Annotated in this window: 21 protein-coding genes, 3 tRNA genes and 1 pseudogene; 22 read left to right on the top strand and 3 right to left on the bottom strand. The window is 58.5% G+C overall.

Annotation, left to right across the window (positions count from 1 at the left end; all coding sequences use genetic code 11):
• The first annotated feature begins 145 nt into the window (after positions 1 to 145).
• From ftsH to F8N12_RS11295, 16 genes are all read left to right on the top strand, one after another.
• Positions 146 to 2,056 (top strand): ATP-dependent zinc metalloprotease FtsH, encoded by a 1,911-nt coding sequence (ftsH, locus tag F8N12_RS11370; RefSeq protein ID WP_150580519.1) that lies wholly within the window; start codon positions 146 to 148, stop codon positions 2,054 to 2,056.
• Positions 2,057 to 2,064: 8 nt separating this feature from the next.
• Complete coding sequence (folP, locus tag F8N12_RS11365; protein ID WP_150580518.1) at positions 2,065 to 2,916, top strand: dihydropteroate synthase; 852 nt, start codon at positions 2,065 to 2,067, stop codon at positions 2,914 to 2,916.
• A 16-nt stretch (positions 2,917 to 2,932) separates the two neighbouring features.
• Positions 2,933 to 4,270: a phosphoglucosamine mutase gene (gene glmM / locus F8N12_RS11360; RefSeq protein WP_150580517.1), complete on the top strand. Its 1,338-nt coding sequence runs from the start codon at positions 2,933 to 2,935 to the stop codon at positions 4,268 to 4,270.
• A gap of 66 nt (positions 4,271 to 4,336) precedes the next feature.
• Positions 4,337 to 5,092: a triose-phosphate isomerase gene (gene tpiA, locus F8N12_RS11355; protein WP_150580516.1), complete on the top strand. Its 756-nt coding sequence runs from the start codon at positions 4,337 to 4,339 to the stop codon at positions 5,090 to 5,092.
• Positions 5,093 to 5,096: 4 nt separating this feature from the next.
• Positions 5,097 to 5,480, top strand: a complete 384-nt coding sequence (gene secG, locus F8N12_RS11350; RefSeq protein WP_010463489.1) for a preprotein translocase subunit SecG — start codon at positions 5,097 to 5,099, stop codon at positions 5,478 to 5,480.
• Positions 5,481 to 5,501: 21 nt separating this feature from the next.
• Positions 5,502 to 5,587 (top strand) — tRNA-Leu (locus F8N12_RS11345).
• Between the two features lie 96 nt (positions 5,588 to 5,683).
• Positions 5,684 to 5,760 (top strand) — tRNA-Met (locus F8N12_RS11340).
• A gap of 138 nt (positions 5,761 to 5,898) precedes the next feature.
• Complete coding sequence (rimP, locus tag F8N12_RS11335; protein ID WP_010463487.1) at positions 5,899 to 6,357, top strand: ribosome maturation factor RimP; 459 nt, start codon at positions 5,899 to 5,901, stop codon at positions 6,355 to 6,357.
• 59 nt (positions 6,358 to 6,416) lie between these two features.
• Entirely contained in the window at positions 6,417 to 7,898 is a 1,482-nt protein-coding gene (gene nusA, locus F8N12_RS11330) for a transcription termination factor NusA (RefSeq protein WP_045060041.1), read from the top strand.
• 27 nt (positions 7,899 to 7,925) lie between these two features.
• Complete coding sequence (gene infB, locus F8N12_RS11325) at positions 7,926 to 10,454, top strand: translation initiation factor IF-2 (protein ID WP_150580515.1); 2,529 nt, start codon at positions 7,926 to 7,928, stop codon at positions 10,452 to 10,454.
• A gap of 159 nt (positions 10,455 to 10,613) precedes the next feature.
• Positions 10,614 to 11,015: a 30S ribosome-binding factor RbfA gene (gene rbfA, locus F8N12_RS11320; protein ID WP_150580514.1), complete on the top strand. Its 402-nt coding sequence runs from the start codon at positions 10,614 to 10,616 to the stop codon at positions 11,013 to 11,015.
• Between the two features lie 3 nt (positions 11,016 to 11,018).
• Entirely contained in the window at positions 11,019 to 11,936 is a 918-nt protein-coding gene (truB, locus tag F8N12_RS11315) for a tRNA pseudouridine(55) synthase TruB (RefSeq protein ID WP_150580513.1), read from the top strand.
• 142 nt (positions 11,937 to 12,078) lie between these two features.
• Positions 12,079 to 12,348 (top strand): 30S ribosomal protein S15, encoded by a 270-nt coding sequence (rpsO, locus tag F8N12_RS11310; RefSeq protein ID WP_028623136.1) that lies wholly within the window; start codon positions 12,079 to 12,081, stop codon positions 12,346 to 12,348.
• Between the two features lie 195 nt (positions 12,349 to 12,543).
• Positions 12,544 to 14,649: a polyribonucleotide nucleotidyltransferase gene (gene pnp, locus F8N12_RS11305; RefSeq protein WP_150580512.1), complete on the top strand. Its 2,106-nt coding sequence runs from the start codon at positions 12,544 to 12,546 to the stop codon at positions 14,647 to 14,649.
• Between the two features lie 144 nt (positions 14,650 to 14,793).
• A tRNA-Thr gene (locus F8N12_RS11300) sits at positions 14,794 to 14,869 on the top strand.
• A 135-nt stretch (positions 14,870 to 15,004) separates the two neighbouring features.
• Entirely contained in the window at positions 15,005 to 15,310 is a 306-nt protein-coding gene (locus F8N12_RS11295) for a DUF6388 family protein (RefSeq protein WP_150580511.1), read from the top strand.
• 122 nt (positions 15,311 to 15,432) lie between these two features.
• On the opposite strand, the gene nadC is transcribed toward F8N12_RS11295, so the two are convergent.
• Positions 15,433 to 16,281 (bottom strand): carboxylating nicotinate-nucleotide diphosphorylase, encoded by an 849-nt coding sequence (gene nadC / locus F8N12_RS11290; protein ID WP_150580510.1) that lies wholly within the window; start codon positions 16,279 to 16,281, stop codon positions 15,433 to 15,435.
• 288 nt (positions 16,282 to 16,569) lie between these two features.
• Here nadC and F8N12_RS11285 point away from each other — a divergent pair, with 288 nt between their 5' ends.
• From F8N12_RS11285 to F8N12_RS28240, 5 genes and pseudogenes are all read left to right on the top strand, one after another.
• A complete protein-coding gene (locus F8N12_RS11285) occupies positions 16,570 to 18,759 on the top strand; it encodes a DUF1631 domain-containing protein (RefSeq protein WP_150580509.1) in 2,190 nt (729 codons plus the stop codon).
• 66 nt (positions 18,760 to 18,825) lie between these two features.
• On the top strand, positions 18,826 to 19,401 hold the full coding sequence (ampD, locus tag F8N12_RS11280) for a 1,6-anhydro-N-acetylmuramyl-L-alanine amidase AmpD (RefSeq protein ID WP_150580508.1): 576 nt from the start codon (positions 18,826 to 18,828) through the stop codon (positions 19,399 to 19,401).
• Positions 19,398 to 20,234 carry a regulatory signaling modulator protein AmpE gene (gene ampE / locus F8N12_RS11275; RefSeq protein ID WP_150580507.1) on the top strand — a complete coding sequence of 279 codons (837 nt, stop codon included), beginning with the start codon at positions 19,398 to 19,400 and terminating at the stop codon, positions 20,232 to 20,234. The genes ampD and ampE overlap by 4 nt, the downstream gene beginning before the upstream one ends.
• Positions 20,235 to 20,518: 284 nt before the next feature.
• A pseudogene (locus tag F8N12_RS28245) lies at positions 20,519 to 21,658 on the top strand (HAMP domain-containing protein); the annotation flags it as partial.
• Positions 21,659 to 21,802: 144 nt separating this feature from the next.
• A complete protein-coding gene (locus F8N12_RS28240) occupies positions 21,803 to 22,516 on the top strand; it encodes a methyl-accepting chemotaxis protein (protein ID WP_412072145.1) in 714 nt (237 codons plus the stop codon).
• Positions 22,517 to 22,646: 130 nt separating this feature from the next.
• Here F8N12_RS28240 and F8N12_RS11265 read toward each other — a convergent pair whose 3' ends face one another.
• Positions 22,647 to 23,423, bottom strand: coding sequence for a TatD family hydrolase (locus F8N12_RS11265; RefSeq protein ID WP_150580505.1), 777 nt, complete (start codon positions 23,421 to 23,423; stop codon positions 22,647 to 22,649).
• A 3-nt stretch (positions 23,424 to 23,426) separates the two neighbouring features.
• Entirely contained in the window at positions 23,427 to 24,422 is a 996-nt protein-coding gene (cra, locus tag F8N12_RS11260; protein ID WP_150580504.1) for a catabolite repressor/activator, read from the bottom strand.
• A gap of 288 nt (positions 24,423 to 24,710) precedes the next feature.
• Here cra and fruB point away from each other — a divergent pair.
• Positions 24,711 to 26,465: fused PTS fructose transporter subunit IIA/HPr protein (gene fruB, locus F8N12_RS11255; protein ID WP_150580503.1), on the top strand; the 1,755-nt coding region annotated here is incomplete at its 3' end.

Genomic DNA, 26,465 nt, shown 5'->3' with positions numbered 1-26,465 from the left:
GAATATTGTGTAGGAAGTGTTTCACAAAGGGTTACAGACGGCGCCTGCCAGAGTCGTTGGTAATGTAGTAAGTTAGGCCGGTGAATATCATGCGAAGCACGCGCCATCAGCGGAGCTTGCTTCAGAGGGTAGTTAATTGAACGATATGGCAAAGAATCTGATCCTGTGGTTGATCATCGCGGCTGTCCTGGTGACGGTGATGAACAACTTCTCCAGCCCTAACGAGCCGCAGACCCTCAACTATTCCGACTTCATCCAGCAGGTCAAGGATGGCAAGGTCGAGCGCGTAGCCGTAGATGGCTATGTGATTACCGGCAAGCGCAGCGATGGCGACAGCTTCAAGACCATCCGTCCGGCGATCCAGGATAATGGTCTGATCGGCGATCTCGTTGACAATAACGTGGTTGTTGAAGGCAAGCAGCCTGAGCAGCAAAGTATCTGGACTCAGCTCCTGGTCGCGAGCTTCCCGATCCTGGTGATCATCGCCGTATTCATGTTCTTCATGCGGCAGATGCAGGGTGGTGCCGGTGGCAAGGGCGGCCCGATGAGCTTCGGCAAGAGCAAGGCGCGCCTGCTTTCCGAAGATCAAGTGAAAACCACGTTGGCTGACGTTGCCGGTTGCGACGAAGCCAAGGAAGAAGTCGGCGAACTGGTCGAGTTTCTCCGTGATCCGGGCAAGTTCCAGCGCCTGGGCGGCCGTATTCCTCGCGGTGTGCTGATGGTCGGTCCTCCGGGTACCGGTAAAACCTTGCTGGCCAAGGCGATTGCCGGCGAAGCCAAGGTGCCGTTCTTCACCATCTCGGGTTCCGATTTTGTCGAGATGTTCGTGGGTGTGGGTGCCAGCCGTGTTCGCGATATGTTCGAGCAGGCCAAGAAACACGCGCCTTGCATCATCTTCATCGACGAGATCGATGCTGTTGGTCGCCATCGTGGTGCTGGCATGGGCGGTGGTCACGACGAACGTGAGCAGACCCTCAACCAGTTGCTGGTAGAGATGGATGGTTTCGAGATGAATGACGGCATCATCGTCATTGCCGCTACCAACCGTCCGGACGTGCTCGACCCTGCATTGCTGCGTCCGGGCCGTTTCGACCGTCAGGTTGTGGTAGGTCTGCCGGACATTCGTGGTCGTGAGCAGATCCTTAAAGTCCACATGCGCAAAGTGCCGATGGGCGACGACGTTGCTCCGGCAGTCATTGCTCGTGGTACTCCGGGCTTCTCCGGTGCCGATCTGGCAAACCTGGTCAACGAAGCGTCGCTGTTCGCCGCTCGTACCGGTAAGCGTGTCGTCGAGATGAAAGAATTCGAACTGGCGAAAGACAAGATCATGATGGGCGCCGAGCGCAAATCCATGGTCATGTCTGAAAAAGAGAAGCAGAACACTGCTTATCATGAGGCCGGCCACGCCATCGTAGGTCGTGTCGTACCTGAGCATGATCCGGTCTATAAAGTGTCGATCATTCCGCGCGGTCGTGCGCTGGGTGTGACCATGTTCCTGCCGGAGGAGGATCGCTACAGCCTGTCCAAGCGGGCACTGATCAGTCAGATTTGCTCGCTGTACGGCGGCCGTATTGCCGAAGAGATGACGCTGGGCTTCGATGGTGTTACCACCGGTGCCTCCAATGACATCATGCGTGCCAGTCAGATTGCACGGAACATGGTGACCAAATGGGGTCTCTCGGAAAAACTCGGTCCGTTGATGTACGCCGAAGACGAGGGTGAAGTATTTCTCGGTCGCGGCGGCGGTGGTCAGAGTGCAAGCTTCTCTGGTGAGACAGCCAAACTGATCGACTCCGAAGTGCGCAGCATCATTGACCAGTGCTACGGCACGGCCAAACAGATCCTCACGGATAACCGTGACAAGCTGGATGCCATGGCAGATGCGCTGATGAAGTACGAAACGATCGATGCTGAGCAGATCGACGACATCATGGCGGGTCGTACGCCACGCGAGCCTCGCGACTGGTCTGGCGGCACCGGTACTTCCGGGACGCCTCCTGCGGTACAGGGCGAGCGTCCGGAAACTCCGATCGGCGGACCTGCTGCTGACGTTTAAGGTTTGAAATGACTTCCGTTCAGTCCTCAACCCGGTTGCCTTGCGGCAACCGGGTTCTTGATTTGGCCCAGACGCATGTCATGGGCATTCTCAATGTCACTCCCGATTCCTTTTCCGATGGCGGCCAATACAGTCAGCTGGATGCGGCCATGCGCCACGCCGAAGCGATGGTCATGGCAGGCGCCACGCTGATTGATGTCGGTGGAGAATCGACCCGGCCTGGTGCCAGGGCAGTATCTCCTCTCGAGGAGCTGGAGCGTGTTGCACCGATTGTCGAGCGCATCAATCGCGAGCTGGATGTGATTATCTCGGTCGACACCTCCACACCTGCCGTAATGCGCGAAACCGCGCGGCTCGGTGCAGGGTTGATCAATGACGTGCGCGCGCTACGGCGCGATGGCGCTCTGGATGCGGCGGCGGCCACTGGTTTGCCGGTCTGTTTGATGCATATGCTTGGCGAGCCGGGCGATATGCAGGACAATCCGCATTATCACGATGTGACCAGGGAAGTTGGCGAGTTTCTCGCCGAGCGCATGGCGCAATGTGATTTGGCAGGGATTCCCGCAGAACGGATCATCCTCGATCCGGGTTTCGGCTTCGCCAAAAACCTGCAGCACAATCTAAGTTTGTTCAAGCACATGGAAGCCTTGCATGTTCTCGGGCGACCCCTGCTGGTTGGGGTTTCGCGCAAGAGTATGATAGGGCAGGCCCTCAATCGCCCGGTCGGAGAGCGATTGCATGGCGGTCTGGCACTCGCGGCACTGGCTTCGTTCAAAGGTGCGCGTATATTGCGCGTGCATGATGTCGCCGAAACTGTCGATGTAGTGCGGATGATCGCCGCAGTGGGATCAGCCGAATAAGAATGATGGAGCAGTTATGAGCAAAAAATACTTTGGCACCGACGGCATTCGCGGTCGCGTCGGCGAATATCCGATTACTCCTGATTTCATGCTCAAGCTTGGCTGGGCGGCAGGCATGGCGTTCCGCAAAATGGGCGCCTGCAAGGTCCTGGTCGGCAAAGACACGCGTATTTCCGGTTACATGTTTGAGTCGGCGCTGGAAGCTGGCCTGACGTCCGCGGGTGCAGACGTCATGCTGCTCGGGCCAATGCCTACCCCCGCCATCGCCTACCTGACGCGTACCTTTCACGCGGAAGCCGGGATCGTGATCAGTGCTTCGCACAACCCTCACGATGACAACGGCATCAAATTCTTCTCCGGCAAGGGCACCAAACTGCCTGACGAAGTCGAGCACATGATCGAAGAATTGCTTGATACCCCGATGACTGTGGTTGAGTCGAGCAAGATCGGCAAGGTATCGCGAATCAACGACGCGTCGGGCCGCTATATCGAATTCTGCAAAAGCAGCGTGCCCACCGGTACCAGCTTCGCCGGTCTGAAGGTCGTGCTCGACTGTGCTCACGGTGCAACCTACAAAGTGGCCCCGAGTGTGTTTCGCGAGCTGGGTGCGGACGTCGTTGTGCTCTCCGCGCAGCCCAACGGGCTGAACATCAACGACAACTGTGGTTCGACCCACATGGGCCAACTGCAGGCGGCCGTCCTGGCCGAGCACGCGGACCTGGGTATCGCCTTCGATGGTGACGGCGATCGCGTCCTGATGGTCGATCACACGGGTGCCATCGTCGACGGTGACGAGTTGCTGTTCATCATCGCTCGCGACCTGCATGAACGGAACAAGTTGCAGGGCGGTGTCGTCGGTACCTTGATGAGTAATCTGGGGCTGGAGTTGGCCCTGGCGGATCTGTCGATTCCGTTCGTGCGCGCCAACGTCGGCGACCGTTATGTCATCGCCGATCTGCTGGAGCGTAACTGGGTGGTCGGTGGCGAGAACTCTGGCCATATCGTCTGCTTCAATCACACCACCACCGGCGATGCAATCATTGCGGCGCTGCAGGTGCTGATGGCATTGAAAACGCGCTCCGAAGGCCTGGCTCAAAGCCGTCAGGCACTGCGCAAGTGTCCTCAGGTGTTGATCAACGTGCGCTTCGGCGGCGGCGTGAATCCGCTGGAGCATCCTGCCGTCAAAGAGGCCAGCGATCGTGTGACCCAGGCGATGGCGGGTCGTGGGCGGGTGCTGTTGCGCAAGTCCGGGACCGAGCCGTTGGTGCGCGTGATGGTCGAAGGCGAGGATGAAACGCAGGTTCGTGGTTACGCCGAAGAGCTGGCAAAACTGGTTACTGAAGTTTCTGCCTGAATTCGGCTTGCCAGCCATGATTGTGTTGGGTAACATCTGCGCCCACTTTGACCGACGAGGTACAGCATGCGTCGCCCTATGGTAGCTGGTAACTGGAAGATGCACGGTACCCGCGCCAGCGTCGCTGAGCTGATCAACGGCCTAAGTCATCTGGCCTTGCCGAGCGGTGTTGATGTCGCGGTATTCCCGCCTTGCCTGTACATCAATCAAGTGATTGATGGCCTGGAAGGCAAGTCGATTTCGGTCGGCGCGCAGAATGCTGCGGTGGAATCGAAGCAAGGTGCGTTGACCGGTGAAGTTGCACCGAGTCAGTTGGTGGATGCAGGGTGTTCCCTGGTTCTTGTCGGGCATTCCGAACGCCGCCAGATTATGGGCGAGCAGGACGGAATGCTGATTCGCAAGTTCGCAGCGGCACAGGCATGTGGCTTGATTCCGGTGTTGTGCATAGGGGAGACCCTGGAGCAGCGTGAAGCAGGCAAGACTCTTGAGGTTGTCGGGCGTCAGCTGGGCAGCATCATCGAAGAGTTGGGTGTCGGTGTCTTTGCCAATGCAGTCATAGCTTACGAGCCGGTCTGGGCCATTGGTACCGGGCTGACTGCTTCGCCGCAACAGGCGCAGGATGTGCACGCAGCCATCCGCGCGCAGTTGGCGGCAGAGAATTCTGAGGTCGCACAAGGTGTGCGGCTTCTATACGGCGGCAGCGTGAAGGCGGCCAATGCGGTCGAACTGTTCGGCATGCCGGATATCGATGGGGGGCTCATTGGTGGAGCTTCCCTGAATGCAGATGAGTTCGGTGCGATTTGTCGCGCCGCGGGAAACTGAAAAAATGCTGGAAACAGTCGTAGTCGTTTTTCATCTGCTGGGTGCATTGGGCGTAGTTGCTCTGGTATTGCTGCAGCAGGGTAAAGGTGCGGATGCTGGTGCGTCTTTCGGTGCAGGTGCTTCAAATACTGTGTTCGGAAGCCAAGGTTCCTCTACCTTTCTTAGTAAGTTTACTGCTATACTTGCCGCCGGTTTCTTCATAACCAGCTTGGGGTTAGGTTACTTTGCTAAAGAGAAGGCTCAACAGCTGACTCAAGTAGGTTTGCCAAACCCGGCAGTGTTGGAAGTTCCAAAGCAACAGCCGGCTTCTGATGATGTCCCGGTGCTTCAAGAGCAAAAGTCGGCTACTCCAGCGACTGACGTGCCTCCAGCTCAAGAGCAGAAGTAAGAAGGTTCCAAACGCAGTATTGCCGAGGTGGTGGAATTGGTAGACACGCAACCTTGAGGTGGTTGTGCCCATAGGGTGTAGGGGTTCGAGTCCCCTTCTCGGTACCAATTATCAGGAAAGCCCGCTGTTGCGGGCTTTCTTGTAGGTGGAAGGTTACATTGATTCTTTAAGGGATCGGTCGTATACTTCCGCCCCAGCTTTGTCGCGGGGTGGAGCAGTCTGGTAGCTCGTCGGGCTCATAACCCGAAGGTCGTCGGTTCAAATCCGGCCCCCGCAACCAGTTTAAAGAGCCCCTTTTAAGGGGCTTTTTGTTAGCTGGACACTTTCAACGCCGCTGTTCGACGGCGTTTCAAGGATGGGCGTTTCGCCCATTTTTTTATTTTGCATAGCATGCACATACATGCACGAGGGGGTTCAGGTGTCGAGCAAGCTAGAAGAGTTGCAGGCCTTGCTGGCCCCGGTGGTCGTGGCCCTGGGCTATGAATGCTGGGGTATTGAGTTTTCGGCTCAAGGTCGCCACTCAATGTTGCGCGTTTATATCGATAAAGAGGGCGGTGTGCTGGTGGACGATTGCGCCATTGTCAGCCGTCAGATCAGCGGTGTGCTGGATGTTGAAGATCCGATCGCCGTTGAATACACCCTCGAAGTTTCCTCGCCTGGCATGGAACGCCCACTGTTCACTATTGAGCAGTTTGCAAAATTTGCCGGTGAACAAGTGAAGATCAAGCTGCGCTCGCCTTTTGAAGGTCGACGCAACTTTCAGGGCCTTCTGCGCGGTGTAGAAGAGCAGGACGTCGTGGTGCAGGTTGAAGACCATGAATTCCTGTTGCCGATCGATATGATCGACAAGGCCAACATTATTCCCAGTTTTGACTGAGACGTGCCAGAAACTGCGGATCCCGCGGATCCAATGGCTTGCGAAAGGCGAGGCGTACGATGAGCAAAGAAGTGCTGCTGGTTGTTGAATCGGTATCCAATGAAAAGGGCGTACCGGCCAACGTAATTTTTGAAGCGCTGGAGCTGGCTCTGGCCACTGCTACCAAAAAGCGTTTCGAGGACGAAGTCGATCTGCGTGTGGAAATCAATCGCCACACCGGTGCTTACGAGACATTCCGTCGCTGGACTGTCGTCGAAGAAGCAGATCTCGACGATCCGGCCATCGAAACCTGGCCGAGCAAGGTTGCCGAGACGCATCCCGGTGCTCAGGTAGGTGACGTAGTCGAAGAAAAGATCGAGTCCATCGAGTTCGGCCGTATCGCTGCACAAACTGCCAAGCAGGTGATTGTGCAGAAAGTACGCGAAGCCGAGCGCGCTCAAGTCGTCGACGCTTACCGCGAGCGCCTGGGGGAGATCATCTCCGGCACCGTGAAAAAAGTAACCCGCGACAACGTGATCGTCGACCTGGGCAACAACGCAGAAGCGTTGCTGGCTCGTGAAGACATCATTTCTCGCGAAACTTTCCGGGTCGGTGTGCGCTTGCGTGCGCTGCTCAAGGAAATCCGCACCGAGAACCGTGGCCCGCAGCTGATCCTGTCGCGTACCGCGCCGGAAATGCTGATCGAGTTGTTCCGCATCGAAGTGCCGGAAATTGCTGAAGGCCTGATCGAAGTGATGGCTGCGTCCCGTGACCCGGGTTCGCGCGCCAAGATCGCGGTCCGCTCGAAGGACAAACGCATCGACCCGCAAGGCGCCTGCATCGGCATGCGCGGCTCGCGTGTACAGGCTGTGTCCGGCGAGTTGGGCGGTGAGCGTGTTGACATCGTGTTGTGGGACGATAACCCGGCCCAGTTCGTGATCAACGCAATGTCGCCGGCTGAAGTGGCGGCAATTATCGTTGACGAAGATGCCCATGCAATGGACATCGCCGTTGGCGCAGACAATCTGGCTCAGGCCATCGGTCGTGGTGGCCAGAACGTGCGTCTGGCCAGCCAGTTGACGGGCTGGACCCTGAACGTGATGACCGAATCGGACATCCAGGCTAAGCAGCAAGCAGAAACCGGCGACATCCTGCGCAACTTCATCGACGAGCTGGAAGTCGACGAAGACCTCGCACAGGTGCTGGTAGATGAAGGCTTCACCAGCCTGGAAGAGATTGCCTACGTACCGGTGGAAGAAATGCTCAACATCGACGGCTTTGACGAAGAAACCGTCAACGAGCTTCGCGCTCGTGCCAAGGATCGTTTGTTGACCAAAGCCATCGCTACTGAGGAAAAGCTGGCAGACGCCCATCCGGCCGAAGACCTGCTCTCGCTTGAGGGTATGGACAAGGATTTGGCGATGGAACTGGCGGTGCGCGGCGTAATTACCCGCGAAGACCTGGCCGAGCAGTCTATTGACGATCTGCTCGACATCGACGGCATTGACGATGATCGTGCCGGCAAGTTGATCATGGCCGCCCGAGCCCACTGGTTCGAGTAATTAGGCGCGGCCTGAGGAGAGAAGTGCATGACGCAAGTCACGGTGAAACAACTGGCCGATGAGGTCAAAACACCGGTAGAGCGCCTGTTGCAGCAGATGCGTGAGGCAGGTCTGCCGCACACCGCCGCCGAAGAAAATGTGACTGACAGTGAGAAGCAATCTTTGCTGACTCACTTGAAAAGCAGCCACAAGGCGAAAGTGGAAGAACCACGCAAGATCACGCTGCAGCGTAAAACCACCAGCACCCTGCGTGTTGCTGGCAGCAAAAGCATCAGCGTTGAAGTCCGCAAGAAGAAAGTTTTCGTACAGCGCAGCCCGGAAGAAATTGAAGCCGAACGCAAACGCGAACTGGATGAACGTCGTGCAGTAGAAAATGCTGCCCGCCAGAAGGCTGAAGAAGAAGCCAAGCGTCGCGCCGAAGAAGAAGCGCGTCGCCAGCCTGCTACTGCGCAAACCGCGACTAACGACGCTGTTGCTGCACCGGCTGCAGTTGCCGAACCAGTACGCGAAAGCGCACCGGTGACCGCTGCGCCAGCGCCTTCTGCAGATGTTCGTAACAAGCAGAACGAACAGCGCCGTCCGGACAAACCACGTGCAGACGATAACAATCGTCGCAGCGGTGGTGGTGACGGCGAGCGTAAAAACGCTCCGCATCGTGCTTCGGTCAAAGAGAAAGCGCCTGCGCCACGCGTTGCCCCACGTACTACCGACGAAGAAAGCGATGGCTTCCGTCGTGGTGGTCGCGGCAAGGCCAAGCTGAAGAAGCGCAATGCCCACGGTTTCCAGAGCCCAACCGGCCCTGTCGTGCGTGATGTGCAGATCGGCGAGACCATCACTGTTGGCGATCTCGCCAATCAGATGTCGGTCAAGGCGGCTGAAATCATCAAGTTCATGTTCAAACTGGGTACTCCAGCGACCATCAACCAGGTGCTTGATCAGGAAACTGCTCAGCTGGTAGCCGAAGAACTGGGCCACAAAGTGACCCTGGTCAGCGACACCGCTCTGGAAGATTCCCTGGCCGAGTCCCTGAAGTTTGAAGGTGAGACGTTCTCCCGTGCTCCGGTTGTGACCGTAATGGGCCACGTCGACCATGGTAAGACTTCGCTGCTCGACTACATTCGTCGTGCCAAGGTAGCTGCTGGCGAAGCCGGCGGTATCACCCAGCACATCGGTGCATACCACGTTGAAACCGAACGCGGCATGGTCACATTCCTTGATACCCCGGGTCACGCCGCGTTTACCGCAATGCGTGCTCGTGGTGCCAAGGCGACCGATATCGTGATCCTGGTAGTTGCAGCGGATGACGGCGTAATGCCGCAGACCATTGAAGCTGTCCAGCACGCCAAGGCTGCCGGTGTTCCACTGGTTGTTGCAGTGAACAAAATCGACAAGCCGGGCGCTGATCTCGATCGCATCCGTAGCGAACTGTCGGTTCACGGCGTGACTTCGGAAGAGTGGGGCGGCGACACTCCGTTCGTATCGGTTTCGGCGAAAGTCGGTACTGGCGTGGACGAGTTGCTCGAAGCTGTCCTGCTGCAGGCTGAAGTGCTTGAACTGAAAGCGACTCCTTCGGCTCCTGGCCGTGGCGTCGTGGTTGAATCGCGTCTCGACAAAGGTCGTGGCCCGGTTGCAACCGTTCTGGTTCAAGACGGTACCCTGCGCCAAGGCGACATGGTACTGGTCGGTTCGAACTATGGCCGTGTACGTGCCATGCTCGACGAGAACGGCAAGCCGATCAAGGAAGCCGGTCCTTCCATCCCTGTCGAGATTCTCGGCCTGGACGGTACTCCGGACGCTGGCGACGAGATGAGCGTGCTGTCGGACGAGAAGAAAGCCCGTGAAGTGGCTCTGTTCCGTCAAGGCAAGTTCCGCGAAGTCAAACTGGCTCGCGCTCACGCCGGCAAGCTGGAAAACATCTTCGAAAACATGGGTCAGGCAGAGAAGAAGACGCTCAACATCGTCCTCAAATCTGACGTCCGTGGTTCCCTCGAAGCGTTGAACGGCGCCTTGAACGGCCTGGGTAACGACGAAGTGCAAGTGCGTGTAGTGGGCGGCGGCGTCGGTGGTATCACCGAGTCCGACGCTAACCTGGCACTGGCTTCCAACGCTGTACTGTTCGGCTTCAACGTGCGTGCCGATGCTGGCGCACGGAAGATCGTCGAGCAGGAAGGCCTGGACATGCGTTACTACAACGTCATCTACGACATCATCGAAGACGTCAAGAAAGCCCTCACCGGCATGCTTGGCAGCGACGTTCGGGAGAATATCCTGGGTATCGCTGAAGTGCGTGACGTATTCCGCTCGCCGAAATTCGGCGCGATTGCCGGTTGCATGGTTATCGAAGGTGTTGTTCACCGTAACCGTCCAATCCGTGTACTGCGTGAAGACATCGTTATCTTCGAAGGCGAGCTGGAATCCCTGCGCCGCTTCAAGGATGACGCTGCAGAAGTACGTGCCGGCATGGAATGCGGTATCGGCGTCAAGAGCTACAACGACGTCAAACCTGGCGACAAGATCGAAGTCTACGAGAAGGTTCAGGTTGCTCGCAGCCTCTAACTCGCGCACTTCAAGGGCCACTCGGGGCCGCTGCATGAAAATGTGCGGCGCCCTGTCAGGACTCTAAACGCAACGCCCGGTCTGGCTTTTGTCAGGCCGGGCGTTTGCCGCTTTCAGACCCTTCGGCTTTCACCGTCGGGCAGTAACAGGTAACAAGACATGGCAAAAGAATACAGCCGTACCCAACGTATCGGCGATCAGATGCAGCGTGAGCTGGCACAGCTGATCCGTCGTGAAGTCAAAGACCCGCGCGTCGGCCTGGTCACCATTACCGCTGTTGAAGTCAGCCGTGACGTCGGTCACGCCAAGATTTTCATCACCGTGATGGGGCAGGACAGTGCCGAGGACATCGCGCAAAGCATCAAGGTGCTCAACTCCGCCGCCGGTTTCCTGCGCATGCAGTTGGCTCGCGAAATGAAGTTGCGCAGCGTTCCTCAGTTGCACTTCCACTACGACGAAAGCGTCGTGCGTGGCGCGCACCTGTCGGCCCTGATCGAGCGCGCGGTCGCTGAAGACGGTCAGCGCCCGGTAGCGGCTGAAGCCGAAGACACCAAGGAGTAATCGGTGGCTCAGGTCAAACGTATCCGTCGTAACGTCAGTGGCATCATTCTGCTCGACAAGCCGCTGGGGTTTACCTCCAACGCCGCGCTGCAGAAGGTTCGCTGGCTGCTGAATGCCGAGAAGGCCGGGCACACCGGCAGTCTCGATCCGCTGGCCACCGGTGTGTTGCCGCTGTGCTTCGGCGAGGCCACCAAGTTCTCGCAATACCTGCTCGACTCCGACAAGGGTTACGAAACCCTGGCGCAACTGGGCAAGACCACCACTACGGCAGATGCCGAAGGCGAGGTTTTGCAGGAGCGTCCGGTGACCGTTGGTCGCGCCGATGTCGAAGCGGTGCTGCCCGGTTTTCGCGGGCAAATCAGTCAGATACCGCCGATGTACTCGGCACTCAAGCGTGATGGCCAGCCTCTGTACAAGCTGGCCCGTGCAGGCGAAGTAGTGGAGCGCGAACCGCGTTCTGTTACTATTGCGCGCTTGGAATTGCTGGCTTTTGAAGGTGATACTGCGCGGCTGGCGGTGGATTGCAGCAAAGGCACCTATATCCGCACCCTGGTGGAGGATATCGGTGAGCAACTCGGTTGTGGTGCTTACGTGGCTGAACTGCGACGTACCCAGGCCGGGCCTTTCACCCTGGCGCAAACGGTCACGCTTGAAGAGCTGGAAGCGGTACATGCCGACGGCGGCAACGAAGCGGTTGATCGCTTCCTGATGCCATCGGACAGCGGCCTGCTGGATTGGCCACTGCTGCAGTTCTCGGAGCACAGTTCGTTCTACTGGCTCAACGGCCAGCCGGTACGCGCCCCGGATGCACCAAAGTTCGGCATGGTACGGGTACAGGATCACAATGGTCGCTTCATCGGTATTGGTGAAGTGAGCGAAGACGGGCGCATCGCGCCGCGTCGACTGATTCGGTCGGAATGACCGAAACCAGTCTGTGTCAAAGCAGGCTGGCGAGGGTGGCTGTCAACAGGCACGGTCACTTCTCATTTATAGATACAGGGATTTGTCCCTGGCCTGTTGAAACTGTTTTTCTGAAACAGTTTCCTGATAAAAGGATTGCCTCATGGCTCTCGACGTTCAAGAAAAAGCTCAAATCGTTGCTGACTATCAGCAAGCTGTTGGTGACACTGGTTCGCCAGAAGTGCAAGTTGCACTGCTGACCCACAACATCAACAAACTGCAAGGTCACTTCAAGGCCAACGGTAAAGATCACCACTCCCGTCGTGGTCTGATCCGCATGGTTAACCAGCGTCGCAAGCTGCTGGACTACCTGAAAGGCAAAGACGTGAGCCGTTACAGCGCTCTGATCGGTCGCCTGGGTCTGCGTCGCTAATAAGCGATTGCGCTATGAGGTTGGTTGTTTGCTGTGTATCAGCGGGTTTCCCGCTGGTGCATGGCAGGCTCCCAGCCTCAAGTTTTATCTGGATACACGTTTTACCCTGGACAGGCGTTGGGCCGACTCCCGGCATTGCCCAAGAATTTCGCAAGAAGACAAGTTCCCCAAGAGCCACAAAGAAGGTAGGACACCGTGAACCCGGTTATCAAAAAATTCCAGTTCGGTCAGTCGACCGTTACCCTCGAGACAGGCCGTATCGCCCGTCAAGCCTCCGGCGCAGTGCTGGTTACCGTTGATGATGACGTTACCGTGTTGGTGACCGTTGTTGGCGCCAAAACCGCTGACCCGAGCAAAGGCTTCTTCCCTCTGTCCGTTCACTACCAGGAAAAGACTTACGCTGCCGGTAAGATCCCTGGCGGTTTCTTCAAGCGCGAAGGCCGTCCTTCCGAGAAAGAAACCCTGACTTCCCGACTGATCGACCGTCCGATCCGTCCGCTTTTCCCGGAAGGCTTCATGAACGAAGTGCAGGTCGTCTGCACCGTCGTTTCCACCAGCAAGAAAACCGATCCGGACATCGCTGCGATGATCGGTACCTCGGCTGCCCTGGCTATCTCCGGCATTCCTTTTGATGGTCCGATCGGCGCTGCCCGCGTTGCGTTCCACGAAAGCACCGGTTACCTGCTGAACCCGACTTACGAACAACAGAAAGCATCGAGCCTGGACATGGTCGTTGCCGGTACGTCGGAAGCCGTGCTGATGGTTGAATCGGAAGCCAAAGAGCTGACCGAAGACCAGATGCTGGGCGCTGTATTGTTTGCTCACGACGAGTTCCAGGTGGTGATCAACGCCGTTAAAGAACTGGCTGCCGAAGCTGCCAAGCCGACCTGGACCTGGGCTCCACAGCCAGAAGCCACCGCACTGCTGGGCGCTATCCGTGCCGAGTTCGGCGACGCGATCTCCCAGGCTTACGCCATCACCGTCAAGGCCGACCGTTACGCTCGCCTGGGCGAGTTGAAGGATCAGGTTGTTGCCAAGCTCTCCGGCGAAGAAGGCCAGCCTTCCGCTAGCGAAGTCAAAGCAGCGTTCGGCGAAATCGAATACCGCACCGTTCGCGAAAACATCGTCAACGGCAAGCCACGTATCGATGGTCGTGACACCAAGACCGTTCGTCCGTTGAACATCGAAGTTGGCGTTTTGCCAAAGACCCACGGTTCGGCCCTGTTCACCCGTGGCGAGACCCAGGCCCTGGTAGTCGCGACTCTGGGCACCGCCCGTGACGCACAACTGCTGGACACCCTGGAAGGCGAGAAGAAAGACCCGTTCATGCTGCACTACAACTTCCCTCCGTTCTCGGTCGGTGAGTGTGGTCGCATGGGTGGCGCTGGTCGTCGCGAAATCGGTCACGGCCGTCTGGCCCGTCGTTCGATCGCGGCGATGTTGCCTGCTGCCGACGTGTTCCCGTACACCATTCGTGTTGTGTCGGAAATCACCGAGTCCAACGGTTCGAGCTCCATGGCTTCGGTCTGCGGCGCTTCCCTGGCCCTGATGGACGCTGGTGTTCCGATGAAGGCACCAGTTGCCGGTATCGCCATGGGTCTGGTTAAAGAAGGCGAGAAATTCGCCATCCTGACCGACATCCTCGGTGACGAAGACCACCTCGGCGACATGGACTTCAAAGTAGCCGGTACCGCCAAAGGTGTTACCGCGCTGCAGATGGACATCAAGATCAAAGGCATCACCGAAGAAATCATGGAAATCGCTCTGGGCCAAGCCCTGGAAGCGCGCCTGAATATCCTCGGTCAGATGAACCAGATCATTGGTCAGTCCCGCACCGAACTGTCGGAAAACGCTCCGACCATGATCGCGATGAAAATCGACACCGATAAAATCCGTGATGTCATCGGTAAAGGCGGTGCGACCATTCGTGCGATCTGTGAAGAGACCAAGGCTTCGATCGACATCGAAGACGATGGCTCGATCAAGATCTTCGGCGAAACCAAGGAAGCGGCTGAGGCAGCACGTCAGCGCGTTCTGGGCATCACCGCAGAAGCCGAAATCGGCAAGATCTACGTCGGCAAGGTTGAGCGCATCGTCGACTTCGGCGCATTCGTCAACATCCTGCCTGGCAAGGACGGCCTGGTTCACATCTCGATGCTGAGCGACGCTCGCGTTGAAAAAGTGACCGACATCCTCAAAGAAGGCCAGGAAGTGGAAGTACTGGTACTGGACGTGGACAACCGCGGCCGTATCAAGCTGTCCATCAAGGACGTGGCAGCGGCCAAGGCTTCGGGCGTTTAATTACGCACTTCGCCTGACCGCTTCAGCGTTGTAGAAATGCCCCGTAGTGAAAGCTGCGGGGCATTTTTTTGTGTCCGGAAAAGATTCGCTTTAAAGGTAAGTGAAGTTGCCTGCCCCCTGAGTCAGTGCTAGGTTTAGCCCACTGCCCGTGTAGCTCAGCCGGTAGAGCAGCGCACTCGTAACGCGAAGGTCGCAGGTTCGATTCCTGTCTCGGGCACCAGGCGACACGTTGTTTTCAGATGATCCCCGAATGGTTCTGAAGGCCGGAAAAACCGGATTACACCCGGTTATTTGCGTCAGAGAGATCCTTGATGATCCAGATCCATCTTCCATTCCCCAGATCAGCGAGAACGCCATGACCGTTAAAGAATTGACCCAGGAAGCTCGTCACGAAGAAGCGTTGAAAAAGTACTTGCTTGAGTCGCCTCAGCTGGCTGAAGAAATCAAGGACCTGCCCGCTGACGATCAGAAAGATCAGATCCAGTGGGCGTTCGAGGACGAAGCCGAATCCCAGAGCTTGCAGCCGTGGGAGCTGACGCTCAAGTACACCTCGACGCCCGAAGAGTTCGAAGCAGCGCGTCTGGTGCTGCACAAAGAGGCGGCCGAGGTGTTGGGCGTCGAGTGGGAAGAATACTGCGAGATGAATAATCTCGTCGTTTAAGGGCCGCCTCAAGCCGCAAGCCGCAAGCTACAAGTCAAAGCAGCACCGCTTGTAGCTTGTAGCTTGTAGCTTGTAGCTTGTAGCTTGTAGCTTATAGCTTATAGCTTATAGCTTATAGCTGCTCAGACACTAAGACGCATCGACAGGTCTACGGCCTTCACATCCTTGGTCATCGCGCCAATCGAAATGTAGTCCACTCCGGTTTCCGCGATCGGCAACAGCGTGCTTTCGTTGATCCCGCCACTGGCTTCCAGCTTTGCCTTGCCGCCGTTCAAGCGAACCGCTTCGCGCATATCGTCGAGGCTGAGTTCATCGAGCATGATGATGTCGGCACCCGCCGCCAGCGCCTCTTTCAGCTCTGCCAGACTTTCCACTTCGATTTCCACCGGTTTGCCCGGGGCGATCCTGTGTGCGGCATTCACGGCTTCAGCAATGCCACCACAGGCGGCAATGTGGTTTTCCTTAATCAGGAAGGCGTCGTACAGGCCGATGCGATGGTTATGACACCCGCCGCAGGTGACTGCATATTTTTGCGCCAGACGCAGCCCCGGGAGGGTCTTGCGGGTGTCGAGCAGCTTGACCTGAGTTCCAGCGACGAAATCCACCAAGTATTGAGCTCGCGTGGCCACGCCCGATAACAACTGGAGAAAATTCAACGCACAGCGTTCGCCGGTCAATAACGAGCGAGCCGGTCCTTCAAGGTGAAACAAAGCCTGCTCAGGCTTCACGCGTTCGCCGTCGCGCACTTGCCAGTGCACGGCGACGCGCGGGTCCAGCTGCCGAAAAACCGCGTCAACCCACGACGTGCCAGCAATTACGGCGGCATCGCGAGTGATGATGGTGGCTTTGGCCAGGCGTTCCGTCGGGATCAGCTGCGCGGTGATATCGCCGCTGCCAATGTCTTCGAGTAACGCGCGGCGCACGTTGGCCTCGATTTCTGCAGTCAAATCGGCGAGACGTAGGTTCGGCATAACGGACTCCACAAACAAAGTGGCCCGATTATAGGGGCATGGCGCGCAGCAACCCAAGGCATGCGGTCCCCTCAAATGGCTCTGAATGGTGCATTTGGTCGATTTTCCGGGAAGGCAGGCGCCAGCTTGCACCCGCCAGCCAACGTCTGAGCCAAAACGGGTCCAGGGCGCACTGGCAAACGTAACGTCTTTTGCCGATAATTTGCCTCACATTTGACGTCATGACTTTGACAGGCTGTATGCTCGGTCAAAGAAGACCACTCCCGCACCATCAGTTCAGAGGCCTGGATGCATAACGACGGCAATGTAGTGCCCCTGCGCAAGGCTGTAACCGCGAAGTCGGATGAGTCCCCGCTTGCCCGTCTGCCGGCGATTGTGCTGCAGGTTCGTGACTTGGTGGCACAGCAACTCAGGCAGGGGCTCCAGCAACTCTTCGAAAATGCCGACGACACCCTGTTCGAAATGGCCGACCGGGCACGCAACGATGTCGACCAGAATATTTTTTTCGAGGCCATGCGGGATTTGCGCCTCAAACGCAAAAGCATCGAACGGTTTTTTTTCGAGCAGCTCTTTGAGGCGTTCCTTCGCCTGACGCAGGACAAGCTCAGCAAAACGCCTGCTGCGCTGGCCGTTGAAGTGGGCGGGCGTTCCAGTGATGACCTTGAGCGAACGGTGGCGGTGGAGGCGATGGTCGTCAAAGTAATGAACCGCGACGGTTATGCGCTTGACCAGTTGACTGCCCGCTTGAGCATGCTGTCAGGCCAGAAACTCATTGCTGAGCGTAACCCGATTGGGCCGGCGATGATCTGTGAGTATTTTGTGCAGGCCGCCCAGACGCTTGGCGTTGAGATCAAGGTCAAGCTGGTCATCCTTAAGCTCTTCGAGCGGTATGTGCTCAGCGACGCTGATCTGCTGTACTCGCAGGTGAATCAATTACTGATGAATCACGGCATCCTGCCCGGCCTCCAGCCGGCTCCGGCGAGTCGTGTCAGTGATCTCTGCGCAGTCAGTGTCCGTAGCGGGTCAGTGAACGCCAACCAGGCGGCCAGCATGCCGCTCGACAGCAGCGTTCAGGCAGCGTTTACCGCCCTGCAGGCACTGTTGTCTCACGTGCGCGGCAGTGTGGCGCCCACTCTGGAAGCCAGTGCCCCCGCGCATCCCATTTCAACCCGTGACCTGCTGCGCATGCTCTCGCATTTGCAGCAGTACGTGCCTGAGCCTGCGGCACAGGATGATTTCGACCTGCGCAATCAGCTCGAACAGCTGCTGACTCGGGTCAGCGTCAAGACCGGCACATCGCGTGTGGTTGCCGGGGCGGACGAGGACGTCATCAATCTGATCGCGATGTTGTTCGACTGCATTCTCGATGACCGCAACCTGCCAGACTCGCTCAAGGCGCAGATCGCGCGCTTGCAGATCCCGATGCTGAAGGTCGCCGTCCTCGATAAAAGCTTTTTCAGTCGCAGCAGCCACCCGGCGCGGCGCTTGCTGAATGAGATCGCGGAAGCCGCGAAGGGCTGGGGTGAATGCGATGATCATGCGCGCGACAGCCTGTACATGCGCGTCGATCAGGTCGTGCAGCGCTTGTTGAACGACTTCGTCGATGACCCGGCGATTTTCGCCGGGCTGCTGGCAGATTTTCTTGCTTTCACCAGCGACGAAAGCCGTCGCAGCGAGCTCCTGGAGCAGCGAACCCGTGACGCCGAAGAAGGTCGCGCGAAAACCGAACTGGCCCGTCAGCGCATTCGCCTGGCAGTGAATCAGGCCCTGCTGGGCAAGGTGTTGCCGCAACGGGTTGTGACGTTTGTGCAGGAGGCTTGGGGGCAGGTGTTGTTGCTGACGTGCCTCAAGCATGGCGATCACTCGACCGAGTGGCACGCTGATGTCCAGACCATGCAGCAATTGATCTGGAGTGTGCAGCGCCACGATGAGCCCGATGCGAAGTTGCGGTTACTGGCGCTGGTTCCTGGCCTGCTGAAATCGCTGCGTGATGGCTTGAACGCCTCGGCGTTCGACCCGTTTGCGACCGGTGAGTTTTTCAGCGACCTGGAGACCTTACATCTGCAGCTGTTCGAACGCGCGGACCAACCGTTGACTCTTGTGCGAGCGGCCGATGCGGCAATGGTTGAAGTGCGTGAGGAAGTCGTCCTGCAGAGCGCTGAAGCTGGCGAGGCGTTGCCCAGGCTGCCGGGCGATGATGCCAGCCTGTTGCAGGTCGATCAGCTGACATTGGGTTGTTGGGTTGAGATCGAGGAAGACGAGGAATATAAGCTGCGTTGCAAACTCACCGCGATCATCGAAGCCACGGGCAAGCACATTTTCGTCAACCGCACCGGTCTGAAAGTTCTCGAGCGCAGCCGTATCGAGCTGGCGCACGACTTTCAGCGAGGCGCGGTGCGAATACTGGCTGATACGTTACTGTTCGATCGCGCGCTGGAGTCGGTCATCGGCAACCTGCGCCGTCTTGATCGCGGCTAGTGATCGCCCGTCGAGCACTATAGCGGCATACTGAGCGCCCCCATTGTCGTCGCTGAAGGAACCTGTATGCAGTTGGACCCCGCGAGCGGTTGGTGTCAGGGCGTGCAATCCTGCCCCTCACCCAACTTCAATGCGCGCCCCTCTGGCGAGATTTCGCTGTTGGTCATTCACAACATCAGCCTGCCACCGGCGCAATTTGCAACCGGCAAGGTGCAGCAATTTTTCCAGAACCGGCTGGATGTCACAGAGCATCCCTACTTTGAGGGAATTGCTGACCTGCGGGTGTCTGCGCATTTTCTGATAGAGCGTGACGGCACCGTCACCCAGTTTGTCTCTTGTCTTGAGCGCGCCTGGCATGCCGGCGTTTCGTGCTTTGAGGGGCGGGAAACCTGTAACGATTTTTCCATAGGCATCGAACTCGAAGGCACCGATGATCTGCCGTTCACCGATGCGCAATATGCTGCGCTGACGGCGTTGACCGTGCAGGTGCAAAGGATCTTTCCGGCGATCACCGCCCAGCGCATTTGCGGGCACAGCGACATCGCGCCCGGGCGCAAGACTGATCCGGGGCCGGCGTTCGACTGGGTTCGCTATCGCACTGCTCTGGCACAGGCTGTAAAGGAAAAAGAGGAAGGACAATGAGTTTTCTGGTGTTGCTGCTGGCGGTCTGGGTCGAGAAATTCTCGGCCCTGCGCCATCGGATTCAACGTGATGGTGGTTGGGTGCGCGAGCTGCATAAGCTTGAGTCCAGCCCGCGCATGGCGCCGCGTCCCTGGCTGATCCTGACCATTGTGGTATTGCTGCCGGTGGCGCTGCTGGGGCTGGTGCTGGTAGTGCTGGAGCCGGTGGCGTATGGGCTTCTGGCATTGCCGGTGCATTTGCTGGTGGTGATTTACAGTCTCGGTCGCGGCGATCTGCTGGCCGGCCTCGGACCGTTTCGCGATGCCTGGCGCCGTGAAGACCTGCAAGCTGCCGCGCACGTGGCCGAGCGCGACCTGAAGATCGATGCCGACAGTGGTGAGCAATTACTGGAGGCTGTTCAGGGGCATCTGCTGTGGGAGGGTTATCAAAGCTTTTTTGCCGTGATTTTCTGGTACTTCGTACTGGGGCCGGTCGCGGCGTTGAGCTATCGACTGCTGGCGCTCGCCGAAGAACATGGGCAAAACCCGGCGGTAGTGGAACGTGCGGGGCAGTTACGGCATGCGTTCGACTGGGTGCCGGTGCGTCTGTTGGCCGCCAGTTTCGCACTGGTGGGCAACTTTGTGGCGGTTAGCCGGGTGATGCTGCACGAAGTGCTGAACTGGAACATCAGCGCCGCTCAATTGATCGGGAAGGTCGGTCTGGCGGCTGGGGAAATTCCCGCTCCAATGGTAGGTCCGCATGGCATCAGCAGCCTCGACAACCTTTGGGAATTGCTATTGCGCGCGGCAGTGCTCTGGTACGCCGGCTTCGCACTGTGGACAGTTCTGCCCTGATCGCCGACACCAGCAAGCAGCTCCGCCCCTTGTAGCCGCTGCCGAAGGCTGCGTCCTCTGCTGAGGCCCCAGCCCGACGCAGCGAACGCCGTCTTCGGCAGCTGCTGCAAGTCCCGCTCCCCCCGTTAACCTTAAGTTACAAACCCCCCTGCCGATTTAAGCTATACAGAGCTGACGCAAACTAGTGGCTATCTGCCGCTGGTCTGCGCCTGCCATATAAAAACAAGAAAAATCAGAAAGGGAGACTTCCAGTGAAGAGCTTGCTCTATCCCGCCGTTGCGCTGATGAATCGCCTGAGCTTCGGCATGAAGTTCAGCCTTATCAGCTTGCTTTTCCTCATCCCGATGCTGGTTACCAACTTCTATCTGGTGCGCGATTCGTATCGCGAACTCCAGGGCACCCAGGTCGAACTGCAGAGCCTTGACCTGCTGGGCAGCAGCCTGACCCTGCGGCGTGATCTGGAGACCCTCAACAATCTGGTGCAGATCAACGTCTACCTTGGCCAGGCCGGCAAGGCCAGTAACGTCGAGGCGCAAATCGGCAGCCTCGAGCAAAGTGTGCTGGCGCGGCTTGAAGGGTTGACGGCCATGACCACCGATCCGGAGCAGGTCACTGTTTTCGATGCCAAGCGCGATGAGATGATCAGCGCGTTCAAGGCTCAGCAAACTGAAAACTCCCTGCAAAGCAAGAGCGCGCTGATCGGCAAGCTGCTGGGCAACGCGCAGATATTCGGACAGATCATTGCCAGTCAGGCCGGTTTGAGCCGCGATAACCAAAGCGACATGCGCCAGCTCAGCGAACTGATCACCCACATCACGCCGGCGATTACCCAAACCTTGGGCGATGGTCGCGCAATGGGCTCCTATTCCCTGGGCCAAGGCTTTCTCAACTCGTCTTCGAGTACCCGTTTCGATGAATTGATGGCGCAAATCGAGAAGCTGCAGGCCGAGTACGGTCTGAAGTTGCAGGATGCGCTGGGCTCAAGCAACGCGGCGCGCGAGAATTTAAGTGCCACGGCGCAAGGCAGCCAGGCGTCGCTGAAACTGGCCAGTGACCTGTTCGAAGAACAAGTGGTGATGGCCGATACGCTGGATGCACCGTGGCAATCCTTTTACGATCAGGTCACCGGCCTGATGGATCAGACCTATCAGCTTAACGAAGCCACTCTGAAATTTCTCGGCACCCAATTGCAGCAACGGCTGGAGCAGAACCGTACGCATATGATCCTGCAGGCCGTCGCCTTGTCGGCAGTGTTCGTGCTGATTTTCTATCTTTACGGCGGCTTCTACGCGTCGACCCGCACCACCCTCAAGCGTCTTGGCGCAGTGATGGACAAGGTCGCGGCGGGCGACATGACGGTGACGTTCAGCGCTAACAGCCGTGACGAACTCGGCGAGTTGGGCGAGGTGTTCAATGGCACCGTGAAGAAAATTCACGACCTGATCGAGCGGGTGGGGCAGACCGTAGAGGAGGTCGAGCGTCAGGCCGGGCAGGTCGAGAGCGTCTCCTCGCAAAGTAATCAGGCAGTGGCGGGGCAGCGCTCGCAGATCGAGCAGGTCGCTACGGCGATGAATCAGATGTCGGCCACTTCGCTGGAGGTGGCGCGCAGTGCTGCTGCGGCCGTCAGCAGCGCGCACAGTGTCAACGACGAGACCCTCAGCGGTCGCACGCTGGTGGAATCGCAGCAGGGCAGTATTGCCGCGCTGGCCAGTGAAATCGATCAGTCGGTGCTGGTGATCAATCAACTGGCCAGCGACAGCCAGTCGATCAGTCGCGTGCTGGAAGTGATCAAGAGCATCGCCGAACAGACCAACCTGTTGGCCCTGAATGCGGCAATCGAGGCGGCGCGCGCAGGTGAGCAAGGTCGAGGTTTTGCGGTCGTGGCGGACGAGGTGCGCACGCTGGCCAAACGCACGCAGCAATCGACCGAAGAGATCGAGCAGATGATTGCCAAGCTGCACAGCGGTGTCGGCGCGGCAGTTAAAGCGATGGGCAGCAGTCATCAAATGGCCAACGGCACCGTCGGGCAATCGGAAAAGGTCCAGCAGGCGCTGGACAACATTCTGGGTGCTGTCGGCATGATCGTCGATCAGAACCAGCAGATTGCCGCTGCGGTGGAACAGCAGACCGCCGTGGCGCATGACATTGACCAGAACATCGTCGAGATTAACCGCGCCGGCGAGCGCACGGCTGAAGGCGCGCACCAGACCGAAGATGCCAGCCGGGCGTTGTCGGTGCAGGTGGTGGAGTTGAAACAGCTGATCAGTGCGTTTCGGGTGTGATGCTGGTACCCGTTTCCTTGTGGGAGCGAGCCTGCTCGCGATAGCGGTATAACAGTCGACACAGAAGCTGATTGTTATAGCCTCATCACGAGCAGGCTCGCTCCCACAGGATTTGTGTGAGGGCAGCAAGTTACCAGTTGAACACCTCACAGGCATTGGCGGTACTCGCCGCCGCCAACTGCTCGGGGCTCACCGCCATGATCCCCGCCAGCGCGGTGCATATCGCCGGCAGATGCGCCGGGCTGTTGCGTTGGCCGGGGAACATCACCGGCGCCATGTCCGGCGAGTCGGTTTCCAGTACCACTGAATCCAGCGGCAATTCCCCCAGCACGCGGTGCATGCGCAGGGCCTGCGGCCAGGTTGCGGCGCCGCCGAGGCCGAGTTTGAAACCCAGCTTGATGTATTCGCGGGCTTCCTCCTTGCTGCCGGCGAACGCGTGGATGATGCCTGCGCGTTTCAACTTGAAACGCTTGAGCGTCGCAACTACGGCCGCATGGCTGCGCCGCACATGAATCAACGGCGGCAAATTGAAGTCCGCCGCCAGTTGCAGCTGCGCTTCGAATAACGTTTGCTGGCGCTCGCGATCAAGCGATTCGATGAAGTAATCCAACCCGATTTCGCCCACCGCACACAGCTGTCGGTGGCCGGCAAGCCGTGTAAGCCAATCGGCGAGTTCGGACAAATGTTCAGGCCGGTGATCATCCAGAAACACCGGATGCAGACCAAACGCCGCATGCAGGTCCGGATCGCTTTGGACCAGTTCCCAGACCCGCTGCCAGTTGCCCTGATGAACGCCCAACACGACGATCTTGCGTACACCGACGGCGCGACTGTCGGCGAGCAGCACCGAGCGATCGGCATCGAAGTCCGGAAAATCCAGATGCGTGTGGGTGTCGATCAGCTCCACGGTCTACTCCTGACGGATACGCTGCTTGAACGTTCGCGCAATGGCGTGCACGCCGGGCTGATAGTCGGACTGCTCGATGGCGGCCAAGGCCAGGTCCAGGGCTTTGTCTGCGATCAACTGATGCTGCTGGGCCATGGCATTGACCGGCAGCGGCAGAAAATCCAGCAACTGCGTATCGCCGAACGTGCCGAGGCGCAGCGGGCGGTTCTTCAGCGGAAAATCGTGCAAGGCATCGAACACACCCTGAAGCAGCACGTAGGAGGTCGTCACCAACGCATCCGGCAAATGACCCAGGCGTTGCAACAACTCTTCCATCAATTGTTTGCCGCACTCTCGACTGAAGGATTCAGCGTGCTCGATGAGGATTTCGCCGGTGAAGTCGGCCAGCGCCGCTCTGAAGCCTGCGGCGCGTTCCTGACTGATGCTCAGTTCCGGCCGCGCACCGATCAGGACGATCTGCCTGGGCAGCGGCTCGAGCAGACTGCGCGTGAGTTGCAGACTGGCTTCACGGTCGTCGCTGATCACCGAGCAGAAATGTTCAGGCTTCATGACCCGGTCGATGGCAATGATCGGCGTGCCCTTGGCTTGCAACTGACGATAACTGTCATCGTCAGCCGGCAGGCAACTGGCGACGATCAACGCGTCGCAGCGACGAGCGCGAAACAGTTGCAGCAATTGCCGTTCGCTGTCTGGTGCATCATCGGAGCTGGCGATCAGCAGCTGGTAGCCACGCGCCCGGGCGCCCTGTTCCAGCAGTTTGGCAATTCGCGCGTAACTCGGGTTTTCCAGGTCCGGCAGGATAAAGCCCAACGTGCGAGTGTGCCGACTGCGCAACCCGGCGGCTTGCGGGTTGGGCGTGAAGCCATGCTGTTCGACCACCGCGCGCACGCGCGCCACAGTGGCGCTGCTGATCCGCTGCTGCTGGGCCTTGCCGTTGATGACATAACTGGCGGTGGTCACGGACACGCCGGCCAACTGTGCGATATCACTGAGTTTCAACTCGGGTTTCCTTGTTTTGTCGAGCTTGCCCGATATTTTCGCCAATCCTAACCGATTCACGCACACGACCACCGTCGCAACGCTTCCGACAAGTTGGACTTCAAGGATGGGACATAATCGAGTAACGTGCCAATCATTCTAGATTAAACGTTTCAGCTATCGCGTTTTCGAGGTAATAAGGGCATTTGGCCGGTTCTGCCGTGAAACCGCCAAAAGTGAAGCCCAAGCGCCTAAGCTGAAACAGTCAAAACAATACCTGGCGTCATCAGGCGCCAAAAAGGAGACCGCATGCTCGAGCTCACCATAGAGCAGATATCCATGGGTCAGTCGGCCGTGGACAAGCCCGCCGCGCTGCAATTACTGGCTGCACATCTGGTCGCCGACGGCCTGGTTGCCGAGGGTTACCTGGCCGGGTTGCAAGCGCGCGAGGTGCAGGGCTCGACCTTTCTCGGGCAAGGTATTGCCATCCCACACGGTACCCCTGAAACCCGCGATCAGGTGTTTTCCACCGGCGTACGCCTGATGCAGTTTCCCGAGGGCGTGGATTGGGGCGATGGTCAGATCGTCTACCTGGCGATTGGCATCGCGGCCAAGTCCGACGAGCACTTAAGACTTTTGCAACTGCTCACCCGCGCCCTTGGCGAGACTGACCTGGGTCAGGCTTTGCGCCGTGCCGGTTCTGCCGAAGCACTGCTGAAACTGCTGCAAGGCGCGCCGCAGGAACTGGCGCTGGATGCGCAGATGATCGGCCTCGGCGTTTCCGCTGACGACTTCGAAGAACTGGTCTGGCGCGGCGCCCGTTTGTTGCGCCAGGCCGATTGCGTGAGCAATGGCTTTGCGGCCGTGCTGCAACAAGTCGAAGCGCTGCCGCTGGGCGACGGCTTGTGGTGGCTGCACAGCGAGCAGACGGTAAAACGTCCTGGACTGGCCTTCGTTACGCCAGATAAACCGATGCGCTACCTGGGCCAACCGCTGAGCGGTCTGTTCTGCCTGGCCAGCCTGGGTGAAGCGCATCAGTCATTGCTCGAACGTTTGTGCGCGTTGCTGATCGAAGGTCGCGGCCACGAATTGGGTCGAGCGACCAGCAGCCGAAAAGTCCTTGAAGTGCTCGGCGGCGAATTGCCCGTCGATTGGCCGAGTGCGCGAATCGCCTTGGCCAATGCCCATGGTTTGCACGCGCGGCCGGCGAAGATCCTCGCGCAACTGGCGAAAAGTTTTGATGGCGAAATCCGCGTGCGGATTGTCGACGGTCAGGACAGCGCGGTGTCGGTGAAGAGTCTGAGCAAACTGCTCAGCCTTGGCGCCCGTCGCGGTCAGGTGCTGGAGTTCGTTGCCGAACCGAACGTTGCCGCCGATGCGTTGCCGGCCTTGCTGGCTGCCATCGAAGAAGGCCTTGGCGAAGAAATCGAGCCATTGCCCGCTGTCAGTCAACAGCCTGAAGTGCTCGCGGATATCGCTGAAGTACTGCTCGCACCGGCCCCCGGCAGCCTGGTTCAAGCGATCCCCGCGGCCCCCGGCATCGCCATCGGCCCGGCGCATATTCAAGTGCAGCAAGTGATCGAATATCCGCTGCGCGGTGAATCGGCGGCCATTGAGCGCGAGCGTCTGCGGCAGGCGCTGGCGGACGTACGACGCGACATCGAAGGGCTGATCGAACGCAGCACCGCCAAAGCGATTCGCGAGATTTTCATCACGCATCAGGAGATGCTCGACGACCCGGAATTGACCGATGAAGTCGATACCCGCCTCAAGCAGGGCGAAAGCGCGGAAGCGGCGTGGATGGCGGTGATCGAAGCTGCAGCAAAACAACAGGAAGCGCTGCAGGACGCATTGCTGGCTGAACGCGCTGCCGACCTGCGTGACGTTGGTCGCCGGGTGCTGGCGCGACTGTGCGGTGTTGAAACGCCGAGTGAGCCTGAGCAACCGTACATTCTGGTGATGGATGAAGTCGGTCCGTCCGACGTCGCGCGGCTTGATCCGGCACGTGTCGCCGGCATTCTCACAGCTCGCGGCGGCGCCACGGCGCACAGCGCCATCGTCGCC

Origin of the sequence: Pseudomonas fluorescens, assembly GCF_902497625.1 — a bacterium.
In the GTDB taxonomy this organism is placed as follows: Bacteria; Pseudomonadota; Gammaproteobacteria; order Pseudomonadales; family Pseudomonadaceae; genus Aquipseudomonas; species Aquipseudomonas fluorescens_BQ.
Note: the sequence above shows the minus strand (reverse complement) of the source record. Positions and strands in the feature narration are given on the sequence as shown.